The organism is Acinetobacter sp. XH1741 (assembly GCF_041021895.1).
GTDB lineage: Bacteria > Pseudomonadota > Gammaproteobacteria > Pseudomonadales > Moraxellaceae > Acinetobacter.
The window spans coordinates 618830-645475 of the sequence record NZ_CP157428.1; the positions used below are offsets into that span (position 1 = coordinate 618830).

Annotated in this window: 21 protein-coding genes; 18 read left to right on the forward strand and 3 right to left on the reverse strand. The window is 40.1% G+C overall.

Annotation, left to right across the window (positions count from 1 at the left end):
• Nucleotides 1–74 precede the first annotated feature (74 nt).
• The 4 genes from ABLB96_RS03050 (at nucleotide 75) to ABLB96_RS03065 (ending at nucleotide 5997) form a co-directional block, all read left to right on the forward strand.
• Entirely contained in the window at nucleotides 75–1337 is a 1263-nt protein-coding gene (locus ABLB96_RS03050) for a nucleotide sugar dehydrogenase (protein ID WP_348897241.1), read from the forward strand.
• Entirely contained in the window at nucleotides 1334–3004 is a 1671-nt protein-coding gene (gene pgi, locus ABLB96_RS03055; RefSeq protein ID WP_348897240.1) for a glucose-6-phosphate isomerase, read from the forward strand. The genes ABLB96_RS03050 and pgi overlap by 4 nt, the downstream gene beginning before the upstream one ends.
• Complete coding sequence (galE, locus tag ABLB96_RS03060; protein WP_348897238.1) at nucleotides 2997–4016, forward strand: UDP-glucose 4-epimerase GalE; 1020 nt, start codon at nucleotides 2997–2999, stop codon at nucleotides 4014–4016. The genes pgi and galE overlap by 8 nt, the downstream gene beginning before the upstream one ends.
• 139 nt (nucleotides 4017–4155) lie before the next feature.
• Nucleotides 4156–5997, forward strand: a complete 1842-nt coding sequence (locus ABLB96_RS03065) for a sulfatase-like hydrolase/transferase (RefSeq protein WP_348897237.1) — start codon at nucleotides 4156–4158, stop codon at nucleotides 5995–5997.
• 28 nt (nucleotides 5998–6025) lie between these two features.
• Here ABLB96_RS03065 and ABLB96_RS03070 read toward each other — a convergent pair whose 3' ends face one another.
• Entirely contained in the window at nucleotides 6026–7396 is a 1371-nt protein-coding gene (locus ABLB96_RS03070; RefSeq protein ID WP_348897236.1) for a phosphomannomutase CpsG, read from the reverse strand.
• Between the two features lie 374 nt (nucleotides 7397–7770).
• Between ABLB96_RS03070 and lldP the strand changes: the two genes are divergently transcribed.
• From lldP to dld, 4 genes are all read left to right on the forward strand, one after another.
• Nucleotides 7771–9438 carry an L-lactate permease gene (lldP, locus tag ABLB96_RS03075; RefSeq protein ID WP_348897234.1) on the forward strand — a complete coding sequence of 556 codons (1668 nt, stop codon included), beginning with the start codon at nucleotides 7771–7773 and terminating at the stop codon, nucleotides 9436–9438.
• A gap of 19 nt (nucleotides 9439–9457) precedes the next feature.
• Nucleotides 9458–10210: a transcriptional regulator LldR gene (gene lldR / locus ABLB96_RS03080; protein ID WP_348897233.1), complete on the forward strand. Its 753-nt coding sequence runs from the start codon at nucleotides 9458–9460 to the stop codon at nucleotides 10208–10210.
• Nucleotides 10207–11358, forward strand: a complete 1152-nt coding sequence (gene lldD, locus ABLB96_RS03085; RefSeq protein ID WP_348897232.1) for an FMN-dependent L-lactate dehydrogenase LldD — start codon at nucleotides 10207–10209, stop codon at nucleotides 11356–11358. The genes lldR and lldD overlap by 4 nt, the downstream gene beginning before the upstream one ends.
• A 467-nt stretch (nucleotides 11359–11825) precedes the next feature.
• Nucleotides 11826–13532 carry a D-lactate dehydrogenase gene (gene dld / locus ABLB96_RS03090; protein WP_348897230.1) on the forward strand — a complete coding sequence of 569 codons (1707 nt, stop codon included), beginning with the start codon at nucleotides 11826–11828 and terminating at the stop codon, nucleotides 13530–13532.
• A 47-nt stretch (nucleotides 13533–13579) separates the two neighbouring features.
• Here the strand turns inward: dld and ABLB96_RS03095 are convergent, their stop codons facing one another.
• The gene (locus tag ABLB96_RS03095; protein ID WP_004706039.1) at nucleotides 13580–14794 is read right to left on the reverse strand and encodes an amino acid aminotransferase; all 1215 of its coding nucleotides are present in this window, start codon (nucleotides 14792–14794) and stop codon (nucleotides 13580–13582) included.
• Nucleotides 14795–15309: 515 nt separating this feature from the next.
• Between ABLB96_RS03095 and ABLB96_RS03100 the strand changes: the two genes are divergently transcribed.
• From ABLB96_RS03100 to ABLB96_RS03140, 9 genes are all read left to right on the forward strand, one after another.
• Nucleotides 15310–16020 (forward strand): GntR family transcriptional regulator, encoded by a 711-nt coding sequence (locus ABLB96_RS03100; RefSeq protein WP_001153627.1) that lies wholly within the window; start codon nucleotides 15310–15312, stop codon nucleotides 16018–16020.
• Nucleotides 16013–16897 carry a methylisocitrate lyase gene (prpB, locus tag ABLB96_RS03105; protein ID WP_004706036.1) on the forward strand — a complete coding sequence of 295 codons (885 nt, stop codon included), beginning with the start codon at nucleotides 16013–16015 and terminating at the stop codon, nucleotides 16895–16897. The genes ABLB96_RS03100 and prpB overlap by 8 nt, the downstream gene beginning before the upstream one ends.
• Before the next feature lie 66 nt (nucleotides 16898–16963).
• The gene (gene prpC, locus ABLB96_RS03110) at nucleotides 16964–18121 is read left to right on the forward strand and encodes a 2-methylcitrate synthase (protein WP_002120737.1); all 1158 of its coding nucleotides are present in this window, start codon (nucleotides 16964–16966) and stop codon (nucleotides 18119–18121) included.
• On the forward strand, nucleotides 18121–20727 hold the full coding sequence (gene acnD, locus ABLB96_RS03115) for a Fe/S-dependent 2-methylisocitrate dehydratase AcnD (protein WP_348897228.1): 2607 nt from the start codon (nucleotides 18121–18123) through the stop codon (nucleotides 20725–20727). The genes prpC and acnD overlap by 1 nt, the downstream gene beginning before the upstream one ends.
• A 110-nt stretch (nucleotides 20728–20837) precedes the next feature.
• Nucleotides 20838–21557 (forward strand): hypothetical protein, encoded by a 720-nt coding sequence (locus ABLB96_RS03120; RefSeq protein WP_348897227.1) that lies wholly within the window; start codon nucleotides 20838–20840, stop codon nucleotides 21555–21557.
• On the forward strand, nucleotides 21554–22000 hold the full coding sequence (locus ABLB96_RS03125) for a hypothetical protein (RefSeq protein WP_348897225.1): 447 nt from the start codon (nucleotides 21554–21556) through the stop codon (nucleotides 21998–22000). Before ABLB96_RS03120 ends, ABLB96_RS03125 begins: the two co-directional genes overlap by 4 nt.
• 393 nt (nucleotides 22001–22393) lie before the next feature.
• Complete coding sequence (locus tag ABLB96_RS03130; protein WP_001983336.1) at nucleotides 22394–22528, forward strand: zinc ribbon-containing protein; 135 nt, start codon at nucleotides 22394–22396, stop codon at nucleotides 22526–22528.
• A 123-nt stretch (nucleotides 22529–22651) separates the two neighbouring features.
• Nucleotides 22652–23227, forward strand: a complete 576-nt coding sequence (locus ABLB96_RS03135; RefSeq protein ID WP_348897223.1) for a DUF4126 domain-containing protein — start codon at nucleotides 22652–22654, stop codon at nucleotides 23225–23227.
• 266 nt (nucleotides 23228–23493) lie between these two features.
• A complete protein-coding gene (locus ABLB96_RS03140; protein WP_348897221.1) occupies nucleotides 23494–23994 on the forward strand; it encodes an NUDIX domain-containing protein in 501 nt (166 codons plus the stop codon).
• Between the two features lie 343 nt (nucleotides 23995–24337).
• On the opposite strand, the gene ABLB96_RS03145 is transcribed toward ABLB96_RS03140, so the two are convergent.
• The gene (locus ABLB96_RS03145) at nucleotides 24338–24622 is read right to left on the reverse strand and encodes a hypothetical protein (protein ID WP_348897219.1); all 285 of its coding nucleotides are present in this window, start codon (nucleotides 24620–24622) and stop codon (nucleotides 24338–24340) included.
• A gap of 678 nt (nucleotides 24623–25300) precedes the next feature.
• On the opposite strand from ABLB96_RS03145, the gene ABLB96_RS03150 reads away from it, so the two are divergent.
• Nucleotides 25301–26530, forward strand: coding sequence for a beta-ketoacyl synthase N-terminal-like domain-containing protein (locus ABLB96_RS03150; protein WP_348896916.1), 1230 nt, complete (start codon nucleotides 25301–25303; stop codon nucleotides 26528–26530).
• Nucleotides 26531–26646 lie beyond the last annotated feature (116 nt).

Below are 26646 nucleotides of genomic sequence, written 5' to 3' on the forward strand. Positions count from 1 at the left end.
GAAGATATGAGTGGTTCAATATATTCTCTTCTCGTAGTGAGAAGAGAATTCTATAGAATAAAATCAGGTGTACAATGAAAATCGCGGTATTTGGAACCACCTTGCACGCTGGTGTAATGGCAGCGTTACTAGCTGAATATGGTAATCAGATCTATTGGTGTACAAGTGTCACCTGTGAAGAAAATATATCTGTACTTTCATATCAAGATCAAGAAGTTAATCATTATTTAAATAAACAAAGAAAAGCAGGTTTTTTAATAGAAAGTCCCTTTTCTCAAATTCCTTTGGATATTGAAGTTTATTTATTTTGTTTTAGCCCAACACAAATAGAGCTAGCTTTAAAAACAGTTGAGAAGTTAAGTGAACGTCCAATTGTTCATCCAAAGTTAATGGTTAATGGTTCAACATTTGGTTTACATGGGACAGAAAAATTAAAGCAACATTTACCTAAAGACGAGTGGGTCTATTTTCCTGATGTGATTCAGGAGGGTAATGCAATTAATAGTGTACTCAATGTAAAACATGTCATTGTTGGGGTTGAATCGAATTCTGCTCAAGACACAATGCAAGAATTATTGCGTCCATTTTTCCGATTTAGCTATCAATATTTATTTATGCCGATTTTAGATGCCGAATTTACCAAGCTCAGCATTTCAGGCATGTTGGCGACTCGTATTAGTTATATGAATGATCTTGCTCTAGTTGCTGAAAAGTTGGGTATTGATATTGCTAATGTAAAGCATGGCATAGCTGCCGATACTCGTATTGGTGCAGCTTATTTGTCGGCAGGTGTTGGATTTGGTGGTGAAAATTTTTCACATGATATTTTAACACTCTCTAGTACGGTTTCTGAAACAGGTGTGAAAAGTCGACTTCTAGAGCAAGTGTGGGCGATTAATGAGCAACAAAAAGAGATTTTATTCCGTAAATTGTGGAACTACTATCATTGTGACTTGAGTGGAAAGACTGTTGCAATTTGGGGAGCCTCATTTAAAGAGAATACTCCAAGTACACATAACTCACCTATTCATATTTTATTGGCTGCTTTATGGGCTCAAGGCGTAAAAGTACGTTTACATGATCCGCAAGCTCTTGATGAAATTGCAAGTCTATATGGAAATCGTGAAGATCTGATTTTATGTGCTGATCAATATGAAGCAGTACAAGGGGCACATGCTTTATGTCTAGTTACGGCATGGAAGCAGTATTGGAGTCCTGACTTTAAACAGTTACAACAATTCATGCAGCATCCGCTTATTTTGGATGGGCGTAATATTTATGATCCAGCATATGTCAAATCTAAAGGTTTTGCTTATGAAGGAGTAGGTCGATTATGAGTAAATCTATCGAGAAGTTTCCTAAAGAGCTAGTTTCACCTATTGCGCAGCTCCATTCTTTAGTCGAGAAAAATTCAAAATCACATATAAAAGAATTATTCGCGACAGAGTCTGATCGGTTTCAAAACTACTCTGTAAAGTTTGATCAATTGGTTTTTGATTATAGTAAGCACCGCGTAACTAAAAATGTTTTAGAACAATTGGTGGCTTTAGCAAAAACTAAACAATTGAGTCACTGGATTGAACGGTTATTTTCTCAAGATAAAATTAACTGTACTGAACAGCGTGCGGCTATGCATTGGGCTTTACGCTTACCTTTAGAATATTCTAAATTTCCGGAATTAACTAAAAATGTTCATAGCCAATTGCAGCGTATGTATGCCTTGGTTGAAAAAATCCATGCTGGACAATATCGTGGAACTACTGGCGAAGTCATTCAAGATGTCGTTAACATTGGGGTAGGAGGATCTGATTTAGGACCTCAAATGGTGACCCATGCATTATCGGATTTTAAAGTAAAAACAGCCAAGCCACTCAATGTCCATTTCGTATCGACCATGGATGGTAGTCAGTTGTCGGACCTGCTGCATCAACTGCGCCCAGAAACAACTTTGTTTATTATTTCATCAAAGTCATTTGGTACGATCGATACTTTATCCAATGCACAAACAGTTCGACAGTGGCTTGAAAAAGCGCTAGGGAAACATGAAAGGGTTGTAAAAAGCCATTTTATTGGTGTTTCTACAAAAGCTGACAAAATGTCAGAGTGGGGTATTGCTCCTGAAAACCAATTACTGCTTTGGGATTGGGTTGGTGGACGTTATTCTCTTTGGTCATGTATTGGTTTACCTATAGCATTGTCAATTGGTGTAGAAGGCTTCCAGCAACTTTTAGCTGGAGCCCATGCTGTTGATGAGCATTTCCAAAATACAAGTTTTGAGCAAAATATTCCTGTACTTATGGCATTATTAGGTGTCTGGAATAATAATTTTTTAAATATTCAGACCCATGCTGTATTACCTTATGATGGACGTCTAAAATATTTTGCTGCCTATTTACAACAACTCGAAATGGAGTCTAATGGTAAATCTATACAACGTGATGAGCAAAAAGTTGAATTAGATACTTGTCCAATCGTATGGGGTGAAGTTGGACCGAATGCTCAGCATGCATTTTATCAGTTGCTTCATCAAGGAACTCAAGCTGTAAGCTGTGATTTTATCGCGCCTGTGCAACGTTATAATTCAGATCATTTTACATATGTAGAAAATGCTGAAGCATTGATTGAACAACATCATCTTGCACTTTCAAACTGTTTGGCACAATCGCGTTTATTAGCATTTGGTAATGAAGCTTTAGACGCGAAAGAGTTAGGAAATTTACCTATCTACAAGCAGTATGAAGGAAATCAGCCAAGTTCAACATTACTTTTAAAAGAACTTAATCCCTATAGTTTAGGAATGTTGATTGCTTTATATGAGCATAAAGTATTTGTTCAGTCTGTAATTTGGAACATTAACCCGTTTGATCAATGGGGAGTTGAAAAAGGTAAACAGATTGCTGACCAGTTACTCCCGATTTTAAATGGTGCCCAAAATGATCTTTCAGCACTCGATGCTTCAACGCGTGGCTTGATTAAAATTTTATTAGGAAAAATAGATGGCTAAAATTCTGGTTACTGGTGGTGCAGGCTATATTGGTTCACATACTTGCGTAGAGCTTTTGAATGCAGGTCATGAAGTCATTGTTTTTGATAATCTTTCAAATAGTTCAGAAGAGTCTTTAAATAGAGTTCAGGAACTCACTCAAAAAAGTTTAACTTTTGTAGAGGGGGATATCCGGAATGCAGATGACCTTGATCGCGTATTTCAAAATCATACAATTGATGCAGTGATCCATTTCGCAGGTTTAAAAGCAGTTGGTGAAAGCCAAGAAAAACCGCTTATTTATTTCGACAATAATATTACAGGTAGTATTCAACTGGTTAAGGCAATGGAGAAAGCAGGTGTCTATACACTTGTGTTTAGCTCATCTGCAACAGTATATGATGAAGCGAATACTTCTCCACTAAATGAAGAAATGCCTACAGGTATGCCTAGTAATAATTACGGTTATACTAAATTAATCGTTGAGCAATTATTACAAAAATTGTCTGTTTCTAATTCTAAATGGTCGATTGCGTTACTTCGTTATTTTAATCCAGTAGGTGCACATAAAAGTGGTCGTATTGGTGAAGACCCACAAGGTATTCCAAATAATTTAATGCCTTACGTTACACAGGTTGCTGTTGGCCGCCGTGAAAAACTTTCTATTTATGGCAATGACTATAACACAGTAGATGGTACAGGTGTACGTGATTATATCCATGTTGTTGACTTAGCGAATGCGCATTTATGCGCTCTCAATAACCGTTTAAAAGCGCAAGGTTGCCGTGCATGGAATATTGGCACAGGTAATGGGTCATCGGTATTACAAGTTAAAAATACCTTTGAACAGGTGAATGGTGTAGCTGTAGCTTTTGAATTTTCACCACGTCGAGCAGGTGATGTAGCCACTTCTTTTGCCGATAATGCGCGTGCTGTTGCTGAGCTGGGTTGGAAACCGCAATATGGTTTAGAAGATATGTTAAAAGATAGTTGGAATTGGCAAAAACAAAATCCGACAGGATATAAAAATTGATTATTTAATTTTTCTAAATATCAGTTACCTATCTTTATTGAATTGAGATAAAGCTCTTTTCTAAAAAGAGGCTACAGTTGTAGTGACTACTTTCATGCTAGTATTCGCCACAATCTCCTGTTAGCCTCTTTTTGTCGTCATGGTTTTTCTGCGCCAACAACTGTTATTTATCTTTATTGCTTTTTTGTCTACCTGTATAGGTGTATATGTTGCATGGGATCTGAATCTGACATGGCATAAGTTTTATAGCTATTTGATTTCAGAAAAGGCTATTTTTTCAATTCTCTTTAATTATGCGGTAATTCAACTTTTTTTTATTGTCTTAGGTCGTAAATATACTGCACTCTTTTTAAGCCAATTATTCGTTATATTTTTAAATTTCATTAATAAAAAGAAGCAACAATATTTATTTAGTAATTTAAGCCCTGAAGATATTTTTTTGCTACCAGAGGCAATGAAAGCCACCCCTTGGCACTTACAGCTTATTTTTTTCACGCTCATTATTTTCTTCCTTATTGTACTTCTGATTGCTATACGTAAAGAAAGTAAAGTGACTTTTCATACCTATGTTCCCAATATTGTTATTTTTGGATTGCTGGGTAGTGGCTTAATTTATTTAAATTTTATTAAAAATCCTACTGGGGCTTGTTTCTCTGAAAATAAACCCATGATTTGCGCCAGTTTACAAGAGTTTCCAAATACCAGAAATGACTGGATTGGGGACTATCGGAAAATTCAAGATTATGGTTTTGTGACGTTTTACGTATCTAAGGTATTGGATAATGTAACGAGTGTATTATTACCTAACCGTAAAGTATCTGAGCAAGACATGCTACAAATTTTGCAGCAGCATCATTTGGATCAATCTTTAGATGAGGATGAAAAGGAATATCCGAACATTGTTATCGTGATGGAAGAATCTTTTTGGGATTCTCATCATTTAGATAGTGGTTTACCAAAAGATTTACTATCTTTTATTCATCAAAATCAAGTGTCTAATTTATTGTCTCCTTCTTTTGGTGGAGGTACTGCAAATGTCGAATTTGAAGTACTTACCAGCCTCAACACAACTTTTTTCCCAAATGAATTGTTATATGTTTCTAAGTTGAAAAAGCCAATTTATGCTCTACCTTATTATTTAAATTCAATTGGTTATCAGACTGTCGCAATGCATAATAACTACAGTTATTATTATAATCGTAATAAGGTATATCCAGACCTAGGGTTTGATAAATTTATATCGCTTGAAAATATGATTGCACAAAAAGATCGCTCTACAGTCTTTAATTTGGGAGGGTGGGCTACAGATGATCTTATTTTTGATTCGATTAAGTCCACTTTAGAAGAGAATGAACAACAACCGAAGTTTATTTATGCGATTACAGTCGAAAATCATCCGATGTATAACGATGATCGATTTGGTAAGCAAAATTATAAATTTAATAAAGAGCTGTCTGAAAATGAAAAGCAAAAGTTAAGTACTTATACTGCTGGAACTGGGCGTGCTAACCAGAAGTTGCAAGAGCTTGCTGCATATTTAAAAACAGTAGATCGACCAACAATTTTAGTGGCTTTTGGAGATCATTTGCCGAATCTACAAGAAGTTTATGATAGTTATGGATTCTTTAAAGATGATCCTGACCGGACTAATCTCAAAAACTATCAGACACCGTTTGTAGTATGGAGCAATTATAAATTAGATAAGAAGCCTTTGAAGCAACCTTATATTGCTGCAAGTTTTGTTGCTCCAAAACTATTAAAGCTGGCAGGATTGCCATTGTCAGATTACTATCAATTTGTTGATGATGTATCGAGTTGTTATAGTGCTATTCATCAAAAATTTATCAATGAAAATCAAACATGTAATTTTGATAAAAAAGCGCTGTTAAAAGGTTATGAGAATCTAAATAAAGATGTATTAGATGGGCATAATCATACTTATAAAATTATGCAGAATACGAAAAAAGAGATGGAACAATAATGTTTCCATCTCTTTGATACGAATGCTATTAAGATTGAATTAATCCTGTCAATTCATCTACATAATGCTGCATTGGCTGAGCTTGACGGTCTGCACGGCTTTCAATGTTGAGACGTAGTAAAGGCTCAGTGTTTGAAGCACGTACATTAAAACGCCATGCACCAAAGTCTAGGCTTACACCATCGGTACGGTCAATTTCTGGGTTTTGCTCGGCATAGAAATCGAAAATCTTTTGAATAGTGATTTGTGTATCAGCCACTTTAAAGTTAATTTCACCGCTACAAGGAAACTTGGTAATCATATTTTCAACAAGTGTTGAAAGTGATTGTCCTGTTTCAGAAAGTAGAGCAACGGTGAGTAACCAAGGAATCATGCCGCTGTCGCAGTAAGCAAAGTCACGGAAATAGTGATGGGCACTCATTTCGCCGCCATATATAGCATTGTTCTCACGCATAACGTCTTTAATGAATGCATGACCAGATTTTGACTGTACGGCAATGCCTTTATATTCATCGACGATATCAAACGTATTCCACACTAAACGCGGGTCATGCACAATTTTCTCGCCTGATTGTTTAATCAAGAAAGCTTGAGCCAATAGACCCACAATATAGTAGCCTTCAATGAACTGACCTTTTTCATCGAACAAGAAGCAGCGGTCAAAGTCGCCGTCCCATGCAATCCCCATATCTGCTTTATGCTCAAGTACAGCATTTCGGGTACTGTCACGGTTTTCAATTAAAATTGGGTTAGGAATCCCATTTGGGAAAGTACCATCTGCTTCATGGTGAATTTTAATAAATTCAACTGGTACGTTAAGTGTCTTAAATTTTTCTTCAATAGCATCAATCACATGACCAGCTGCACCATTACCCGCGTTTACCACTAATTTAAGTGGACGGATTTTTGCAGGTTCAATATAGGTGATTAAGTGATCAACGAATTCAGGCAAAATGTTATAACTTTGAGTTGTACCTTTTTGACTAACTTCTTCAAAGTTATTGGTTTCCGCTAAAGCCTGAATTTCTTTTAAACCAGTATCGGCACTAATTGGACGAGCATTTTCTCGAACCAATTTCATGCCGTTATAGTCCATTGGGTTGTGGCTCGCAGTAACTTCGATACCACCTTGCACATCTAAATGGAAAGCGGCAAAGTAAACTTCTTCAGTTCCCGTCATGCCCAAATCAAGCACATTAACACCCGCATCGTTTAATCCGCGGATGGTCGCTTGTTTTAAATCCTCACTGCTTAAGCGAATATCACAACCTACAACCACAGTCTTTGGTTTATAGATTTGTCCGTAAGCGCGGCCAATTTTATAGGCGATTTCTTCATTCAATTCGGTGCCGAGTTTGCCTCGGATATCATAAGCTTTAAAACACGTTAAAGTAGTCATTATTCAATTCAATACATGTGGTTTGAGTTGTGTGCACATTATACATAGATCATGAAACAGGAATGTTTATAGTTTTTATATTCAAATTATTCGCTTCATTTCGATAGTGCGTATCTAAATTTATAAGAAAGATTTTTACGACTTTAGTCTAATAAATAAATTTATAAATTAGGAATTACTTGATTTTACTTAATCATATTGGTCATACCAATTATAACTATTATTTAATGATTGATCTTACCAATGTCTGTGTTTATGATGCGATCTGTGGTTTAAGGAACAGCATTTGCACTTAAATTTTAATTGGTCATACCAATTGTGTTAAATGTTTAAAGATTTAAGGTACAAAAATTTCGCCCCGGCATTTCAAGGAGATGACAATGCTCAATATGTGGCAACAACTTTATGACCCTTTAAATAATATTTGGCTGTCTAGCGCGGTTGCATTAATCCCGATTATTTTCTTCTTTTTGGCATTAGCTGTTTTTCGTTTAAAAGGCAGTATCGCGGGTACAGGCACCGTCATTATTGCATTATTGATTGCGCTCTTTTTCTATCAAATGCCGGGTCAAATGGCCTTTGCTTCTATTGTCTATGGATTCTTCTATGGTCTATGGCCAATTTCATGGATCATTATTGGGGCAGTTTTTCTATATAAAATTTCGGTAAAAACAGGCCAGTTTGAGGTTATTCGCTCAAGCATTTTGTCGATTACCGAAGACCAACGTCTGCAAATGCTATTGGTTGGTTTTGCATTTGGTACATTTTTAGAAGGGGCGGCGGGTTTTGGTGCTCCTGTTGCAATTACCGCTGCACTCCTTGTTGGTTTAGGCTTTAAACCACTCTACGCTGCCGGTCTATGTTTGATCGTAAATACCGCTCCAGTTGCATTTGGTGCGATGGGTATTCCAATTATTGTGGCAGGGCAGGTTTCTGGTGTAGACACAATGGAAATTAGCCAGATGGTTGGGCGTCAGTTGCCATTTTTAACGCTGATTGTGCTGTTCTGGATTATGGCGATTATGGATGGCTGGCGTGGTGTTAAGGAAACTTGGCCTGCGGTGGTCGTTGGTGGTGGTTCGTTTGCGATAGCACAATATCTTACATCTAACTTTATTGGTCCTGAGTTACCTGACATTACCGCAGCAATTGCGTCATTGGTAAGCCTAACTTTGTTGTTCCGCGTTTGGCAACCAAAACATATTTTCCGTTTTGAAGCTGAAGTTGGTCAAACTTTGACTCAGCAACCTACTACAGTTCAACGCTACAGTATTGGGAAAATTGCCAAAGCATGGTCTCCATTTGCGATTTTAACAGTCATGGTGACTATCTGGAGTGTTAAGCCATTTAAAGCATTATTTGCAAAAGATGGTGCTCTTGAACACTGGATTTTTAAACTTGAAGTACCGTATTTGCACAAATTGGTCGAAAAAATGCCGCCGATTGTGGCAGAGATGAAACCATATGAAGCGATTTATAAGTTTGACTGGTTCTCTGCAACAGGTACTGCAATTTTTATTGCTGCGATCATTACTGCTATTTTCTTAAAAATGAAAGCAAGTGAAGCTGTAACGACCTTTGGTGAAACACTTAATGAGTTAAAAACACCGATTTATTCTATTGGTATGGTGTTGGCGTTTGCTTTTATTGCGAACTATTCAGGTTTATCTGCAACTTTGGCGTTGGCTCTAGCACATACGGGTCATGCATTTACTTTCTTCTCGCCATTTTTGGGTTGGCTTGGTGTGTTCCTTACGGGTTCAGACACTTCTTCAAATGCTTTGTTCTCGGCACTACAGGCAACGACAGCGCAGCAAATTGGTATTCCTGAAGTATTGCTTGTAGCTGCGAATACCAGCGGTGGTGTTACAGGTAAGATGATTTCTCCACAGTCGATTGCCATTGCTTGTGCAGCGGTGGGCTTAGTTGGAAAAGAGTCTGACTTGTTCCGTTTCACGGTAAAACATAGCATCATATTCACTGTCTTTGTTGGCATCATTATTACGGTTCAGGCTTATCTGGTTCCGTGGATGATTCCATAACTCCAGTGAAGGAAACGCGATGAGAATCTCCGATCAAGTGGTCATGAAATTGCAGGCATTAATTGAAGAGCGTCACATGAAAAAAGGTGACCGTTTGCCTGCCGAGCGCCAGCTTGCAACGAGCTTAGGAGTTTCTCGTCCGTCTTTGCGTGAAGCAATTCAACAGCTTAATAGTCAAGGGGTGCTCAGTAGCCGCCGTGGCGATGGGACTTATATTCAGCAGTTACCTGAACAGTGGCCACAGCAACTGATTGTGAACCCGATTAGTAACTTGATTGAAGAAGATCCACTGTACCGTTTTGATGTGCAAGAGGCGCGATTATTGCTTGAAGGTGGTACTGCTTGGTATGCCGCATTACGTTCAACACCTGAAGATCGCGCCAAAATTCATCATTATTTTAATGAAAATAGTCGTCATCAAAATGCAGGTGACTCAGCACAGGCTGCGGTCGCAGATGCTGAATTTCACTTAGCAATTGCTGAAGCATCTCACAATGTGGTGCTGATTCAAATGATGCGTAGTCTCTTCGATTTGCTGCAATACAACGTCTTGTTAGGACGTAAAAAAGTTTATAACGACCCCGTAAATGGTGATTTGCTCAGCGAGCAGCATTTTCAGGTGATGGATGCTATTGATCGTAAAGATCCCGAGGCCGCACGCCAAGCTGTCTGCGGTCATATTGAATTTGTGATTAATCATGTGCGTTCTCTGGATGAAGATGAAGCTCGCCAGAAACGCGCAAATCGTTTAAATAGAGTTGATTCAAAATGATTATTTCTTCTGGCAATGATTATCGTGCTGCGGCACAACGTCGCTTACCTCCATTTTTATTTCATTACATTGATGGTGGGGCGTATTCGGAATATACCTTAAAGCGTAACGTTCAAGATTTGTCAGAAATAGCATTGCGTCAACGTGTGCTGAATGACATGTCCGCGTTAAGTTTAGAGACAAAATTGTTTAATGAAACCTTGTCGATGCCGGTTGCATTAGCGCCTGTGGGTTTAACAGGCATGTATGCGCGCCGTGGTGAAGTTCAGGCCGCGATGGCAGCTGATAAAAAGGGCATTCCATTTACGCTTTCAACAGTTTCTGTTTGTCCGATTGAGGAAGTTGCGCCTGCAATTAATCGCCCGATGTGGTTCCAGCTTTATGTATTACGTGACCGTGGTTTTATGCGTAATGCTTTGGAACGTGCAAAAGCGGCAGGCTGTTCAACACTGGTATTTACTGTAGATATGCCTGTGCCGGGTGCGCGTTATCGTGATGCTCATTCGGGTATGAGTGGACCAAATGCGGCGATGCGCCGTTATATGCAGTCGATGTTCCACCCACATTGGTCATGGAATGTGGGCTTAATGGGGCGCCCGCACGACTTGGGGAACATTTCTAAATATTTAGGTAAACCGACTGGGCTTGAAGACTATATTGGTTGGTTAGGTTCGAACTTTGACCCATCGATTTCATGGAAAGACCTTGAGTGGATTCGTGAGTTTTGGGATGGCCCAATGGTAATTAAGGGCATTTTAGACCCTGAAGATGCCAAAGATGCTGTGCGTTTTGGTGCAGATGGTATTGTGGTATCGAACCATGGTGGTCGTCAGTTAGATGGTGTGATGTCGCCTGCTCGTGCATTGCCTGCAATTGCTGATGCCGTGAAAGGTGATTTGGCGATTTTGGCAGACTCTGGCATTCGTAATGGTCTAGATGTGGTACGTATGTTGGCACTCGGTGCCGATACGGTATTACTTGGCCGTGCATTTGTTTATGCCTTGGCAGCAGCAGGTGGGCAAGGGGTGTCGAACTTGCTTGATTTGATTGATAAGGAAATGCGTGTTGCGATGACGCTCACTGGTGCTAAGTCAATTTCGGATATTAATGCTGATTGTTTAGTGCAGGCGATGAAACAAGGTCTTTAAGAAATAGTAAGTGAAGCAGTAAGTACAGCCTCAAAATTTGGTGATTTGCTAATGTTTTATGTATAGGCATTTGTCACTTTTGAAAGGTCAAAAGTAACCAAAAACCTTTTGTTGAGCAAACCGTACTTCCTTGTACAGTTGCTCAACAGGCGGCATCCTTGCCGCCAACGCGTAGCCAATTTGAATTAAATCTAACACCTAGAGATTAGCTGCTGGTGCTAAGCGTTACTTACAGCCTGCGTAGTATGAGCAAAACTTTGTTTTTGCAATATAACTTGAAAAATGGATACAGCGAACAGGTTCTGTAAGTGACAGTGCCTTTGGTCTTGCGTGGCTTTAGCCGCCACTCAGGGCAAAACCAAAGTAACAGAATGAGCTGCTTACACCGAACTTTTCCCTGTAAGACTCTGTCGTGTTTCTCTAAATTTAAAAAACAATGTGATATGGATGACCAAAAGGAAACCATCATGCAAACATTTTCTCCTCAAGCAGTGATCGAACGTTTACAGAATATTGTAGGGCGCACTCATGTTTTGACCGATGACCAAAGTACGCGTCAGTACCGTCAAGGTCGACGTTTTGGTGAGGGGAAAGTGCTGGCTGTGGTGGTGCCAGGCACTTTACTAGAGCAATGGCAGGTGCTCCAAGCTGCGATTGAGGCAGACTGTATTGTAATTATGCAGGCGGCCAATACAGGACTCACTGGTGGTTCAACCCCGTATGGCGATGATTATGATCGTCCTGTTTTAGTCATGAGTACTCGTCGCTTAAAGGGCATTCAAGTCATTCATGACGGTAAGCAAGTGATTTGTTTACCGGGTGCGACCTTAGACAATTTAGAGCAAATTTTAAAAGACTATGATCGTGAACCTCATTCGGTGATTGGTTCATCTTGTATTGGGGCATCGGTACTGGGCGGGGTGTGTAATAACTCTGGTGGTGCGTTGGTACGCCGTGGTCCTGCGTATACTGAACTGGCGTTATATGCTCAAGTGAATGCTGCTGGTCAATTAGAACTGGTGAACCACTTAGGGGTGAATTTAGGCTCGACTCCCGAAGAGATTTTGACTCGTTTAGAGAAGCAGAAATATCAAGCTGTAGATATTTTAGATGACAATGAAAAGCAGGCGTCCGACCATCGTTATGCCCACGATGTGACGCAAGTAGATGAAGATACGCCTGCTCGTTTTAATGCAGACCCGTCACGTTTGTTTGAAGCATCGGGTTCGGCAGGTAAAGTGTGTGTATTTGCGGTTCGTCTTGATACTTATGAAAAAGTAGAGAGCAATGTCTTTTATATTGGTACTAATGATGCCGATGATTTAACCGCTATTCGCCGTTATTTACTGACTTCACTGCCAAGCCTGCCGATTGCAGGTGAATACATTCATCGAGATGCTTATTTAATTGGTGAAAAGTACGGAAAAGACACATTCTTATTTATTGAGAAATTTGGTACAGCCAATGTTCCCAAAGCTTTTGCGATGAAAGATAAAGTCGATGGTTTCTTAGAACGATTTAAAATTAAAGGCTTAACGGATCATATTTTACAGGCGATTACGTTCTTTTTACCGAGTCATTTACCGAAGCGTATGACTGAATATCGAGATCGTTATGAGCATCATTTAGTGCTACGTGTTGAAAATAACTCGAAAGTACAAACTGAGCAGTTTTTAAAAGAATATTTTGCAGTGCACCAGTCAGGTAGCTATTTCGTATGTAGCGAAGAAGAAGGGCGAAAGGCTTTCTTACACCGTTTTGCGATTGCAGGGGCGGCAATTCGTTATCGTGATACTCACCGTAGTGAAGTTGAAGATATTGTGGCGCTTGATATTGCTTTACGTCGTAATGACCGCGAATGGGTAGAGCAACTGCCAGCTGAGATGGAAAATAAAATTCTCCATAAACTCTATTATGGACATTTCTTTTGTCATGTTTTCCATCAGGACTATATTCTTAAAAAGGGTAATGACCCATTAGACATGGAACACCAAATGTGGAAGTTGCTGGATGTACGCCGTGCTGAATATCCGGCAGAGCATAATGTCGGGCATCTCTACATTGCCAAGCCTGCATTGGCCAATTTCTATCAAAAACTCGACCCAACCAATAGCTTTAATGTGGGTATTGGTCATACCTCAAAACTAAAATATTGGGGCAAAGCTAAATCGTAATATCGAGACATAAAAAAGGCGCCGAAGCGCCTTTTTTAGTAGATGTCTTATGCTGCTTCTACTGATTTAGCAAGTACTTCAGCCATCGCTTTAGCAACAGTATAAACATTGTTCATGTTTAAACCTGCTACACAAATACGACCACTACGTACTAAGTAGATTGCATATTCTTCACGCAAGATATCTACTTGCTCAGCAGTTAGACCTGTGTAGCTGAACATACCTTTTTGGTTTACAAGGTAGCTAAAGTCACGGTCTGGTAATGCTTTAGTGAGTTCATCTTTCAAGATGCTACGCATTTTAATAATACGCTCACGCATCTCTTTTACTTCACCTTGCCATTGTTGGTTAAGTTCAGCGTCATTTAACACTTCATCAACCAACCAAGCGCCTGTTGTAGGAGGGCTAGAGTAAATACGGCGTACAGTCGCTTTTAATTGACCGAATGTGCACTGAGCAGCTTCTGCATCGTCACATACGAAAGTTAAGCCGCCAACGCGCTCGCCATATAAAGAGAAGATTTTAGAGAACGAGTTGCTCACGATGAAGTTTAGACCTGCTTGGTCTAAAGCACGGATTGCATACGCATCTTCTTCCATACCGTCACCAAAACCTTGGTAAGCAATGTCTAGGAATGGAATAAGGTTACGGTCTTTTAATACTGCAATTACTTGGTCCCACTGCGCTGGGTTTAAGTCAGCACCAGTTGGGTTGTGGCAGCATGGGTGCAACAACACAATGCTTTGCTCAGGCAAAGTTTTAAGTGTAGAAAGCATACCGTCAAAATCTACACCACGAGTTTCGTTGTCGAAATATGGGTAGAAATGAGTTTTGATACCAGCGCCATTGAAAATCGCAACGTGGTTATCCCAAGTTGGTTGGCTTACCCAAACGTCTGAATTTGGGAAATAAGTTTTTAAGAAATCCGCACCAACTTTCAATGCACCTGAGCCACCAAGCGTTTGGATGGTCACAGCGCGGCCAGCTTTAACTGCTGGGCTGTTTGCACCAAATAAAAGTGCTTGAATTGCTTCGCGGTAAGGTTTGAAGCCTTCCATTGGCAAATAAAGTTTGGTTTTACCGTTTTTAGGCTCAATACGCTTTTGCGCCTCGATAATAGTCTCTAACTGAGGAACAATACTGTCTTCGTTATAATAAAGACCAATACTCAAGTTTACTTTTTCAGAACGAGTGTCAGCATTGAACTGTTCCATTAAAGATAAAATTGGGTCGCCTGCGTATGGGGGGATATGTTGAAACATTAAAAAAGTCCTTTCATTCAACAATATGCATAGTGTTCGGTTTTTTCTGTTTCGAAAAATACGTCACAACTATGTCGATGCTCAATAATGTACCAATAAAGCTACCGTGAAGCACCTGATAATTTCACTAATATCGATATTTTCTGGCTGAAAATGATAAAAAGATTTAAAAGAAATTACGGTAAATAGATACTAATTTCTAACTCATGATTTCATTCAAGCAGATTGTCTACAATCTTGCTGTAATACATTGGTTGTAGACTAAAGTTTGAAACAAAAGTTTATTGACTAAAAAGCAAGCCATAAATAGTCATACAACTATAGGCAAACTAAGTATAAATAATTGTTTTATAAATATTAAATAGTAAGTGGTGTCATGCTTTAAACATAAGGTGAAATGTCAGGCCTAACGATAAAAATTGACCTGATGCGTTCTGTAAAGTGTCAACAATCACCTTGATTTTTTTCATTCATACCGCTATAAAACTCATAATTGATTAAAAATTGTCGACAATATGCAAGATTTGACCTTCGCACCAGAGCCATTACAGAGTCAGGGAAGAACACTGACCGAGAATGTATTTAAACAAATACAGACGGCGATTGTTTTGGGTCAAATTCCGGCAGGTAGCAAAATTTCTGAGCCTGAACTGGCGCGCACGTATGGTATTAGTCGTGGGCCTTTGCGTGAAGCAATTCATCGCCTTGAAGGGCAGCGTTTAGTTGAGCGTACTGCACATGTGGGTGCGCGCGTGGTTTCGCTATCCTTGCAACAGTTTAAAGAGCTTTACCAAATTCGTGCGTCTTTAGAAGGTTTAGCCTGCAAACTTGCTGCACAGCATATTGATAAAAAGCAAATCTTGGCACTGCGTGATGTTTTGCGTATGCATGCCGAAGATGAAAACTTTAAAGCAGGTAAAGGATATTACTTGCAAGAAGGGCAGGACGATTTTCACTACTGCATTATCAAAAGTAGTGGTAATAAAACCCTAGAAAAAATGCTATGTGATGAGCTTTATCACCTCATCCGCATGTACCGAATTCAATTTTCAAACACACCCGATCGACCGAGCAAAGCTTGGGACGAACATATCCGTATTTTAGATGCAATTGCAGAAGGTGATGGTGAACTTGCCGAGCTGCTGATGCATCGACATATCAATGCTTCTTACAAAATTATTGAGCAAACACTGCTACAAGCACAAGGAGAACATAACAATGGCTAAACAATCCGCAGGTCAGCTATTTCGCGATGCAGTAGCCCAAGAAAAGCCATTACAAGTGGTTGGAACCATCAACGCCAATCATGCACTTTTGGCAAAACGTGCAGGTTATAAAGCGATTTACTTATCAGGTGGTGGTGTAGCCGCTGGTTCTTTAGGCTTACCTGATTTGGGAATTAGTAACCTTGATGATGTGTTGACAGACGTACGCCGTATTACCGATGTATGTGATCTTCCATTATTGGTCGATGCGGACACAGGTTTTGGTGCTTCTGCATTTAACATTGCACGTACGACTAAAGCACTGATTAAGTTTGGTGCTGCGGCAATGCACATTGAAGACCAAGTGGGCGCAAAACGTTGTGGTCACCGTCCGAACAAAGCCATTGTGACTCAAGAAGAAATGGTTGACCGTATTAAAGCAGCGGTTGATGCGCGTGGTGATGACAGCTTCGTGATTATGGCTCGTACCGACGCATTGGCAGTAGATGGCTTACAAGCTGCAATTGACCGTGCTGGTGCTTACATTGAAGCGGGTGCAGACATGTTATTCCCTGAAGCAATTACCGAGCTTGATATGTACAAGCAATTTGCTCAGAAGACTGGCGCACCAATTTTGGCAAACATTACCGAGTTTGGTTCCACACCACTGTTTACCACTGAAGAGTTAGCATCTGCCGATGTAAGCCTTGCGCTTTATCCGCTTTCTGCTTTCCGTGCCATGAATAAAGCAGCCGAAACTGTGTATGAAACCTTGCGTAAAGAAGGCACACAAAAGAACGTGGTTGATATTATGCAAACGCGTAAAGAGTTATATGAACGCATTAATTACTATGCATTTGAAGACTACTTAGACAACGCATTTGCTAAAAAGAAATAAGAAGTAAAACACGGTACATATGCCGTGTTCCCCAAATAATTTAAATAGATAGGAAAGGAAAATCTTATGAGCTCAAATGAAACAACAACAGGCTTCAAACCAAAAAAATCAGTTGCACTTAGTGGACAAGTTGCAGGCAACACAGCACTGTGTACCGTAGGACGTAGCGGTAACGACTTGCACTATCGTGGCTATGACATTCTTGACCTTGCAGCGGGTAGCCAGTTTGAAGAAGTTGCGCACTTGCTCGTACATGGCAAATTACCAAACAAAGCTGAACTCAAAGCCTATAAAGCAAAATTAAAAGCACTTCGTGGCTTACCAGCAGCACTGAAAACTGCACTTGAACAATTACCACCGTCTGCGCACCCAATGGATGTCATGCGTACAGGTGTATCAGTTCTTGGGTGCTTAACGCCAGAACACGAAGACCACAATGAAGCGGGTGCAAAAGACATTGCTGATAAATTAATGGCAAGCCTAGGCTCAATGCTGCTCTATTGGTATCACTTCAGCAACAACGGTCGTCGTATTGAAGTTGAAACTGATGACGACTCAATTGCAGCGCATTTCTTACATTTGCTTCATGGCGAAAAACCATCTGAAGAATGGATTCAAGCAATGCATACATCTCTTATTTTGTATGCTGAGCACGAGTTCAACGCATCTACATTTACGTCACGTGTGGTTGCAGGTACAGGCTCTGACATGTACTCGGCAATTACAGGTGGTATTGGTGCACTTCGCGGACCTAAACATGGTGGTGCAAACGAAGTTGCATTCGTGATTCAACAACGTTACGACAACGCAGACGAAGCAGAAGCTGACATTCGCAAACGTGTTGAAAATAAAGAAGTTGTGATTGGTTTTGGTCACCCTGTATATACAGTTTCTGACCCACGTAACGAAGTGATCAAGAAAGTGGCGCACGACTTGGCACAAGCGCAAGAGAACACCAAAATGTACCTTATCGCTGAGCGTTTAGAAGCAGTGATGAAAGAAGTGAAAAACATGTTCCCGAACCTCGACTGGTTCAGTGCAGTGAGCTATCACTTAATGGGTGTTCCAACTGCAATGTTCACACCATTGTTCGTGATTGCACGTACAGCAGGTTGGTCAGCGCACGTGATTGAACAACGCCAAGACGGCAAAATCATTCGTCCAAGCGCGAACTACACAGGCCCTGAAAACCTCGAATTTAAACCATTGGCGGAGCGTGGTTAATGAACACAAAATACCGTAAACCGCTGGCAGGTACCCAGCTTGAATATTACGACGTGCGTCAAGCCGTTGAAGATATTCAGCCAGGCGCATACGAAAAACTGCCTTACACGTCTAAAGTACTCGCAGAGCAATTGGTACGCCGTGCCGATGCCGAGAACTTAACTGCTTATTTAACGCAGTTGATTGAAGGCCGTCAGGACTTGGATTTTCCTTGGTACCCTGCGCGCGTGGTGTGTCATGACATCTTAGGTCAAACAGCATTGGTTGACCTTGCAGGCTTGCGTGATGCGATTGCTGACAAAGGCGGTGACCCATCTAAAGTCAACCCAGTTGTGCCGACTCAGCTTATTGTCGACCACTCTTTAGCAGTGGAATACGGTGGTGCTGACCCAGACGCTTTTGAAAAAAACCGTGCTGTTGAAGACCGTCGTAATGAAGACCGTTTCCACTTTATTGAGTGGACTAAAACAGCATTTAAAAATGTCGATGTGATCCCTGCGGGGAACGGCATTATGCACCAGATTAACCTAGAGAAAATGTCTCCGGTCATTCAGGCGCGTGATGGCGTAGCATTCCCTGACACATGCGTAGGCACAGACTCACACACACCACATACAGACGCTTTGGGTGTAATTTCTGTGGGCGTGGGTGGTTTAGAAGCTGAAAACGTAATGTTGGGCCGTGCATCTTGGATGCGTCTGCCAGACATTATTGGTGTTGAGTTTGTAGGTCAGCGTCAGGCAGGCATTACTGCAACAGATATTGTGCTTGCTCTAACTGAGTTCTTGCGTAAAGAGCGTGTAGTCGGTGCATATCTTGAGTTCTTTGGTGAAGGTGCTGACAGTATGTCTGTGGGCGACCGTGCAACCATTTCGAACATGACACCAGAATATGGCGCTACGGCTGCCATGTTCTACATCGACCAAAACACAATCGACTACTTACGCCTTACAGGCCGTGAAGATGCTCAAGTGGCATTGGTTGAACAGTACGCAAAAGAAATCGGCCTTTGGGCATCTGATATGACCAAAGCAGAGTACCCACGTGTACTTCGTTTTGACCTATCAAAAGTAACACGTAACATTGCTGGTCCATCAAACCCACATGCACGTGTTTCAACTGCGGACCTAAAAGAAAAAGGTATTGCAGGTGTTGTTGAAAACCGTTCTGATGGTTTAATGCCTGATGGCGCAATTATTATTGCTGCAATTACTTCATGTACTAACACTTCTAACCCACGTAACACTGTGGCGGCAGGTTTGTTGGCACGTAAGGCAAATGAGCTTGGTTTAGTTCGTAAACCTTGGGTGAAATCATCATTTGCACCGGGTTCAAAAGCGGCTGCACTTTACCTTGAAGAAGCAGGTGTTCTAAAAGACTTAGAAAAACTTGGTTTTGGTATTGTGGCTTACGCTTGTACGACGTGTAATGGTATGTCGGGTGCGTTAGATCCAGTTATCCAACAAGAAATTATTGACCGTGACTTGTACGCAACAGCAGTACTTTCTGGTAACCGTAACTTCGATGGTCGTATCCATCCTTATGCAAAACAAGCATTCCTAGCATCTCCACCGCTTGTTGTGGCGTATGCAATTGCGGGTACGATTCGTTTTGATATTGAAAAAGATGCGTTAGGTCATGACAAAGAAGGTAACCCGATTTACCTCAAAGACATTTGGCCATCTGATGCTGAAATTGATGCCTTAGTAAAACAAGCCGTGAAGCCTGAACAGTTCCGTAAAGTCTACATTCCAATGTTTGACTTAGGCGTAACCGAAGAAGCTGAAAGCCCACTTTACGACTGGCGTCCGCAGAGTACTTACATCCGCCGTCCGCCATATTGGGAAGGGGCGTTGGCTGCACCACGTACTTTGGCGAACATGCGTCCGCTTGCGATTTTGGGTGACAACATCACCACTGACCACTTGTCGCCTTCAAATGCAATTTTGATGGACTCGGCTGCGGGTGAATACCTTCACAAAATGGGCGTACCAGAAGAAGACTTCAACTCATACGCAACCCACCGGGGTGACCATTTGACTGCACAACGTGCAACCTTTGCTAACCCGAAACTCTATAACGAAATGGTGGTTCGCTCAGACGGTACCATTAAGCAAGGTTCAAAAGCGCGTGTAGAGCCAGAAGGCGAAGTGATGCGTATGTGGGAAGCAATTGAAACCTATATGAACCGTAAACAGCCGTTAATCATTATTGCGGGTGCTGACTACGGTCAGGGCTCGAGCCGTGATTGGGCTGCAAAAGGTGTACGCCTTGCAGGTGTTGAAGCGATTGTGGCAGAAGGTTTTGAACGTATTCACCGTACTAACTTGGTGGGTATGGGGGTGTTACCACTTGAGTTTAAACCGGGTGTAAACCGCAAGACTTTAAAACTAGATGGTACAGAGCTTTATAGCGTGATTGGTAATATCGCACCGCGTTCGACTTTAACTTTAGTGATTGAACGTGCTACTGCGGATGGTAAAGAAGAGATTCTTGAAGTGCCTGTGACTTGTCGTTTAGATACAGAAGAAGAAGTTTCTGTATATGAAGCGGGCGGTGTATTACAGCGTTTTGCGCAAGACTTTTTAGAAGGTCAAGTGGCTTGATACTTTAGTTAAACATTTTTAATTTTGTTCAAAAAAAGCCCTGTCTTAATGATGGGGTTTTTTATATTATATAAGGGTTATATAGCGATATTAATATATGAGGAAATAATGTGAGAAGAAAATCAAAAGAAACTGAAGATCTAAAAAAAATGTTTTTTGATATAATCAATACATCTTTATTCAAAATAATTTTAATCTCTTCTTTACTGCTAGCAATACTTTTATTTGTTTTTATTAATAAACTTAATGTAAAATTTGAATTCAATGTTAATTTTAAATATATTTCAATTTTATTATTCGGTTATTTGGTGTTTGTCGCATCTATTATTACTTTTTTTGAAAATTATTTTATAAAAATTATGAAAGAGCCACTTTTAGCATTTCATTCTTTAAATAGTGATTTAAATAAATTGCTTAAATTGAGTGTAAATAAGAAAGCTACTGTTAAAGAAATTGCAATTTCATTGACTTACTTATTTTACGTAAAGAAAAAGAATTACTTAACTAAAATTATTCTTATATTGTGTGGATTAACTTTAGGATTACTCAATATTTATTATTCAGAATGGCATTTATTAAAACTTTCTATAATTTGTATAGTTGCTTGGGGGTTAATTGTTCTTAAAGAAGATATTGTTGAATTTAGAATTAGAAAAGGTTGGTTTGGTACTAATAAGTATGAGGCGAAAGCTTTAATAGATTTTCTAATCAACAATTCTGATGATATTGATTTTACTGATGGAAATGGAAAACTAAAGCGTACCTTATTTCCAGATACTACTACTTCTCCAGAAGCTGTGAAGCCAGTTGAGGATGGGGTAACAGTATGACAGGAAAAGTCGATTTATATTCTAAATTCATAAGTCAGGGGCTTGATGTACTATTTGCAAAATATCCTACTCGAACTGGTTTAGGTCTTATTTTAGGATGTGTTCTATATTTTATTATTAATCTTTTTAGACCATTTTTAGAAAAAATTGAGATAGTTGATTTTAATGCGGCTCCTTGGTGGGGGTGGTTATCTATTGGTTTAATAATAATGCATATTCCTACTATAATTTCGGTATTTCATCTCAACTCAATAGGTAATGATACAGTTGATCAAGCATTAGAGTTAATAGAAAAAGGTGATTTTTCAAAGGCAGAGCGTCGGCAACACTTTAGAAACTTAATTGAAAAGGTGTCTAGTAATATAGCTTTGTCGCAAAATACTAATCGAGAAGTGCAGAAGATAGAAAAAGAGCTACAGCAAAATTCAGAGAATCAAGAATAGTATTAAATTAAGAATAAGTACTATTTTTTGAAAATATAAATTTCTCTTGAAATTAATGGTTTATTAATTAATAACATAAAAAAAGCCCGACATCCTGTCGGGCTTTTTCGTATTTGGTTGCTAGATATGACTCCTGTCGTATCTCACGATCCTGATGCATGAACCTATTATTGTTGTTTTATGTTCCGGAACATCCTGTTCCTGTATGAGTTCATATTAGAAAAAAAGCAGAGCGTCGCCAATCCGCTAAATCCCTAAATCTGTGTAAGATAAATCGTACAAATAACATTTTTTGCATTTATGCCATCATCATCGGGCGAAATGGACAATTGACATTCACTCTAACTGGGTTATATTCCTGTTTAATATATATACGATTATAGGAATGTAATCATGGTAACAGCAGGCGAAAAACCCGGAACAGGCTTCTATTTCTGTGCTCAGTGCGGACATAGAGTGTTTTTAGAAATTAATACAGACCCTTTACCACCTTGCACCAAATGCTACTGCACGCAATTTAAACGTTAAGAATGAAATAATATTTGCGTTCGCATTTAACAAAAAGCCCTGTCACCCGATGGGGCTTTTTGTTAATTTAAAAATAAGACTTACATAACAAGACCCGTGATGGGCATGTAAAAGGAAACCGTTATGGAAACAATATTGGGTTTATGTATTGGCGTGGGCTTAAGTGCTGCCTGCGGTTTTCGCGTGTTTGTACCGCTACTGGTCATGAGCATTGCGACCATGATGGGATGGTTTGAGCCATCGAAAGGTTTTGAGTGGTTAGCTCTGCCATCGGTATGTTTGGCTTTAGGTGTGGCAACTGTGTGTGAAATTGCAGCCTACTATATTCCATGGGTCGATAATGCCTTAGACACAATTGCGACCCCTGCGGCGATGATCGCGGGCACGCTCACCACCATGGCAGTCAGTAGTGGAGAAATGTCTCAGTTTGCGAGTTGGGCAGCAGCGATTATTGTGGGTGGTGGTACGGCTGGTGTGGTGCAAATGAGTACCGTTGCCGCACGTGGTGTTTCAACTGCAACTACGGGTGGCTTAGGGAACTTTGTAGTCGCAACAGGTGAGTGGATTGGCGCAATCTTACTTTCGGTTTCGGCCATGTTAGTGCCTGCACTTGTGGCAATAGTGGTGCTAATTGCGGTTATTTGGGTGGTGCGTTGGATACGTCAGAAAAAGCAGGAGCAAGTGCATAGCCCGCTATAGATGTGCGTAAATATCATTTTTAAATAGTTATAAAAAAAGCCCGACATCCTGTCGAGCTTTTTCGTATTTGGGTACTAGATATGACTTCTGTCGTATCTCACTCTCCTGGTGCTTGAACCTATTATTGTTGTTTTATGTTCCGGAACATCCTGTTCCTGTATGAGTTCATAATAGGAAAAAAGAGGGGTGTCGCCAATCCGCAATATCCTTAAAAGCTTGTAGGATAAAACGTACATAGAGAAATGATTTAACTTTTCAAAGTGAATATGAATAGTAGCCACCTTGTTGCTTTAAGAAAAAATCAAATGCGTATTAGAAAATCTTCAAGACTATTAGTTATTAATGAAAATCATCAAATCTTATTGTTTCAATTCACTCATACAAATGATGCCTTAGCTGGACAATCCCATTGGGCGACTGTAGGCGGAGGACTTGAAGAAGGGGAAACCTTTGAGCAAGCAGCTTGCCGAGAGCTTTATGAAGAATTAGGTGTAGTCAGGCAAAATGTAGGCACTCATGTTGCAACACGCAATTTTGAAATGATGCTTCCGAGTGCAGAGGTTGTGATTTCTGATGAAAGGCTCTTTATTGTTTTTATTAAAAATGAAGAAGTGAATACAGCCAACTGGACTGAACACGAAAAGCATGTGATTAATAAAAGTCATTGGTGGACGTTTAATGAGCTAAGGCAAACTGACGAGATTGTCTATCCAAACAACATTCCTCATATTCTTATAGAGAACCTGCCAGAAATTTTTAAACCCTAAATATTCAGATATAAAAAAAGCCCGACATCCTGTTGGGCTTTTTCGTATTTGGGTACTAGATATGACTCCTGTCGTATCTCACTCTCCTGGTGCTTGAACCTATTATTGTTGTTTTATGTTCCGGAACATCCTGTTCCTGTATGAGTTCATATTAGGGAAAAAGTAGGGTGTCGCCAATCCGCAAAAACCCTAAAAGTTTGTAGGATAAAACGTACAAGAGCGTCGTTTATATATCTTATTTTGAATTCGGTTTAGGCCTCTGCGCCACAACAGACTTTAATTTTTTGCGCTGATTTAAAGTAAAACACCATTGCGACACAGAGATAAAGAGCTAAGCCCACGCTTAGCCCAGACTACTTTTGTCACAACGCTGCATGACGCTGAAAAAAGTAGGGGCAAAGTCCCGTGGGAGAACAGGACTTTGCAAACTGATATATTCAAGGCGCTGCATGAGCTTAGGCGAGTAAACTTGCTCAAGTCGTTGATAAATACAGTCACAACTCGACTCGCTATGCCCACCTGACAGGCAAATTTTTTCAAACTCCTGATGAGTCTCTGGGTCGCAAACCGAAACGCCGTAGCTGCCAACTATGAAACTTAAAGCCAAAAGTGGTTTATAAATTTTCATATTATTCTCATGATTATTTATGCGTATAACTAAAATAAAATATAATGACTTTGAGATTTAAAATAATTTTTTAAATAATAATTAATCCTCCTAAAAGCACAGGAAAATAAAATAATTAAAATTTTAAAATAAAAATAGTTTATAAATTTAAAAAAATAAGGCGTAAAAACCCAAATTTTAAATCTATAAAATAGTTAAATAAGAGAGAAAATGAGGTTGAAAAATGACATGGTCAACTCCTTAAAAAATGGAGTCCTACCACCAAATTACCGTCAATTAATTAGGGTGGTAGAACGGAAAGGGGTTGACAGACTGGGATCCATGGAACCAGCACGCACGGGGCGTCCCCCAACCGTCCTACCGCAAAGAAGGGGGACGCAAGGGTCCAGCGAATTATAGCAGAACTACAATCCGTGGTGGATCAACGGTCTGTCAAAACCGGCTGGCAATGTAGGCCAGCAACGAGATAATAATCGGTGATTTTAAATACGTCAATTTAATATTTAAAATATTTTTGATTTAATAATAAAACTAAATATTATTTTAAAATAACAATATTATTATTAACTTTTTATTTATATTCGATGAGAAAAAATAATAAATATAGAAATATTTTGCCAGTTCTAAAAAGGAACTTGGTTGTTAAGATCTATTTTTGTCGTTTTTATAGAGATAAGAATGGAACGAGTTGTCATCACAGGTATGGGAATTAATTCCTGTATTGGAAATACATTAGAGAAAGTAACCGAGTCCTTAAAAGCGGGTCGCTCGGGCATTCACTATAACGATGTCTATGAAAAACTAAACTTTCGGAGTCACGTGAGCGCCACTGCCGAAATGGATTTTGAAAATATTGATCCAGAGTTAAAAAAACACATGGGCGTTTGCGCGATGTATGCCTACAACTCGGCACTCGATGCACTGCAACATGCCAAGCTTGATGTAAATGACATTGCCAACAACTCAAAATATGGCGTGATTGGGGGAACAGGCGGCACCTCAACAGCGTCTATCATCGACATGTTACATACCTTAAAAGAAAAAGGCGCAAGCGAAGTATCGCCCGATTTAGCCCCACGCTACTTGACCAGTACCGTTAGCTCTAACTTGTCACGTGCTTTTAACTTAAAAGGCGTATCTCAATCCATCGCGAGTGCCTGCGCGACTTCGGCCGACGCCATTGGCTATGCGTTTCACCTTATTGCCGCTGGCAAACAAGACCTCATGCTCGCTGGCGGCGGCGAAGAAGAACATTGGTCGCAAACAGCAATATTCGACGCAATGGGCGCCTTATGCTCTAAATATAACGATGCTCCTGAAACCGCTTCACGCCCATATTCAGTCGATAACGATGGCTTTGTAATCGCTGGCGGCGGTGGCATGGTGGTTTTAGAGTCTTTAAGCCACGCCCAAAAACGCGGAGCAAAAATTTTGGCAGAAGTGGTTGGCTACGCTGCCAATAGTGACGGTGCTGATATGGTAGCCCCAAGTGGCGAAGGCGCGACTCGCTGCATCAAACTGGCACTCGCAGAAGCCAAGCAAAACGGCTCAGACACCATCGACTATATCAACACGCATGGCACTTCAACGCCAGCCGGAGACATTCCCGAACTATTGGCCATAGAGCGAGCTTTTGGTGGCGAAAAAGTCCCGCCACTGAGTTCCACCAAGTCTATGACTGGACATAGTTTAGGGGCAGCAGGCGTACACGAAGCCATTTATTCTATTTTAATGCTGCAAAATAACTTTATCGCCCCGAGTATTAATATTACCGAACTGCGCGAAGAAGCTAAAAAGTTCGATATTGTCCAAACGAGCCGAGAAACCGAACTCAAAACAGTCATGAGTAATAGCTTTGGTTTTGGTGGCGTAAATACCTGCCTCGTTTTTAGAAAATGGGAAGACTAATTTAAACTCGAAAATATGTGAGCCTGATAAAAACAATAAAATAGGTCTTGCATACATTTTCATAAGTAGTGAGAATTTATAGTTAAATTAGTTTATATTTACTGTCTTTAAATTAA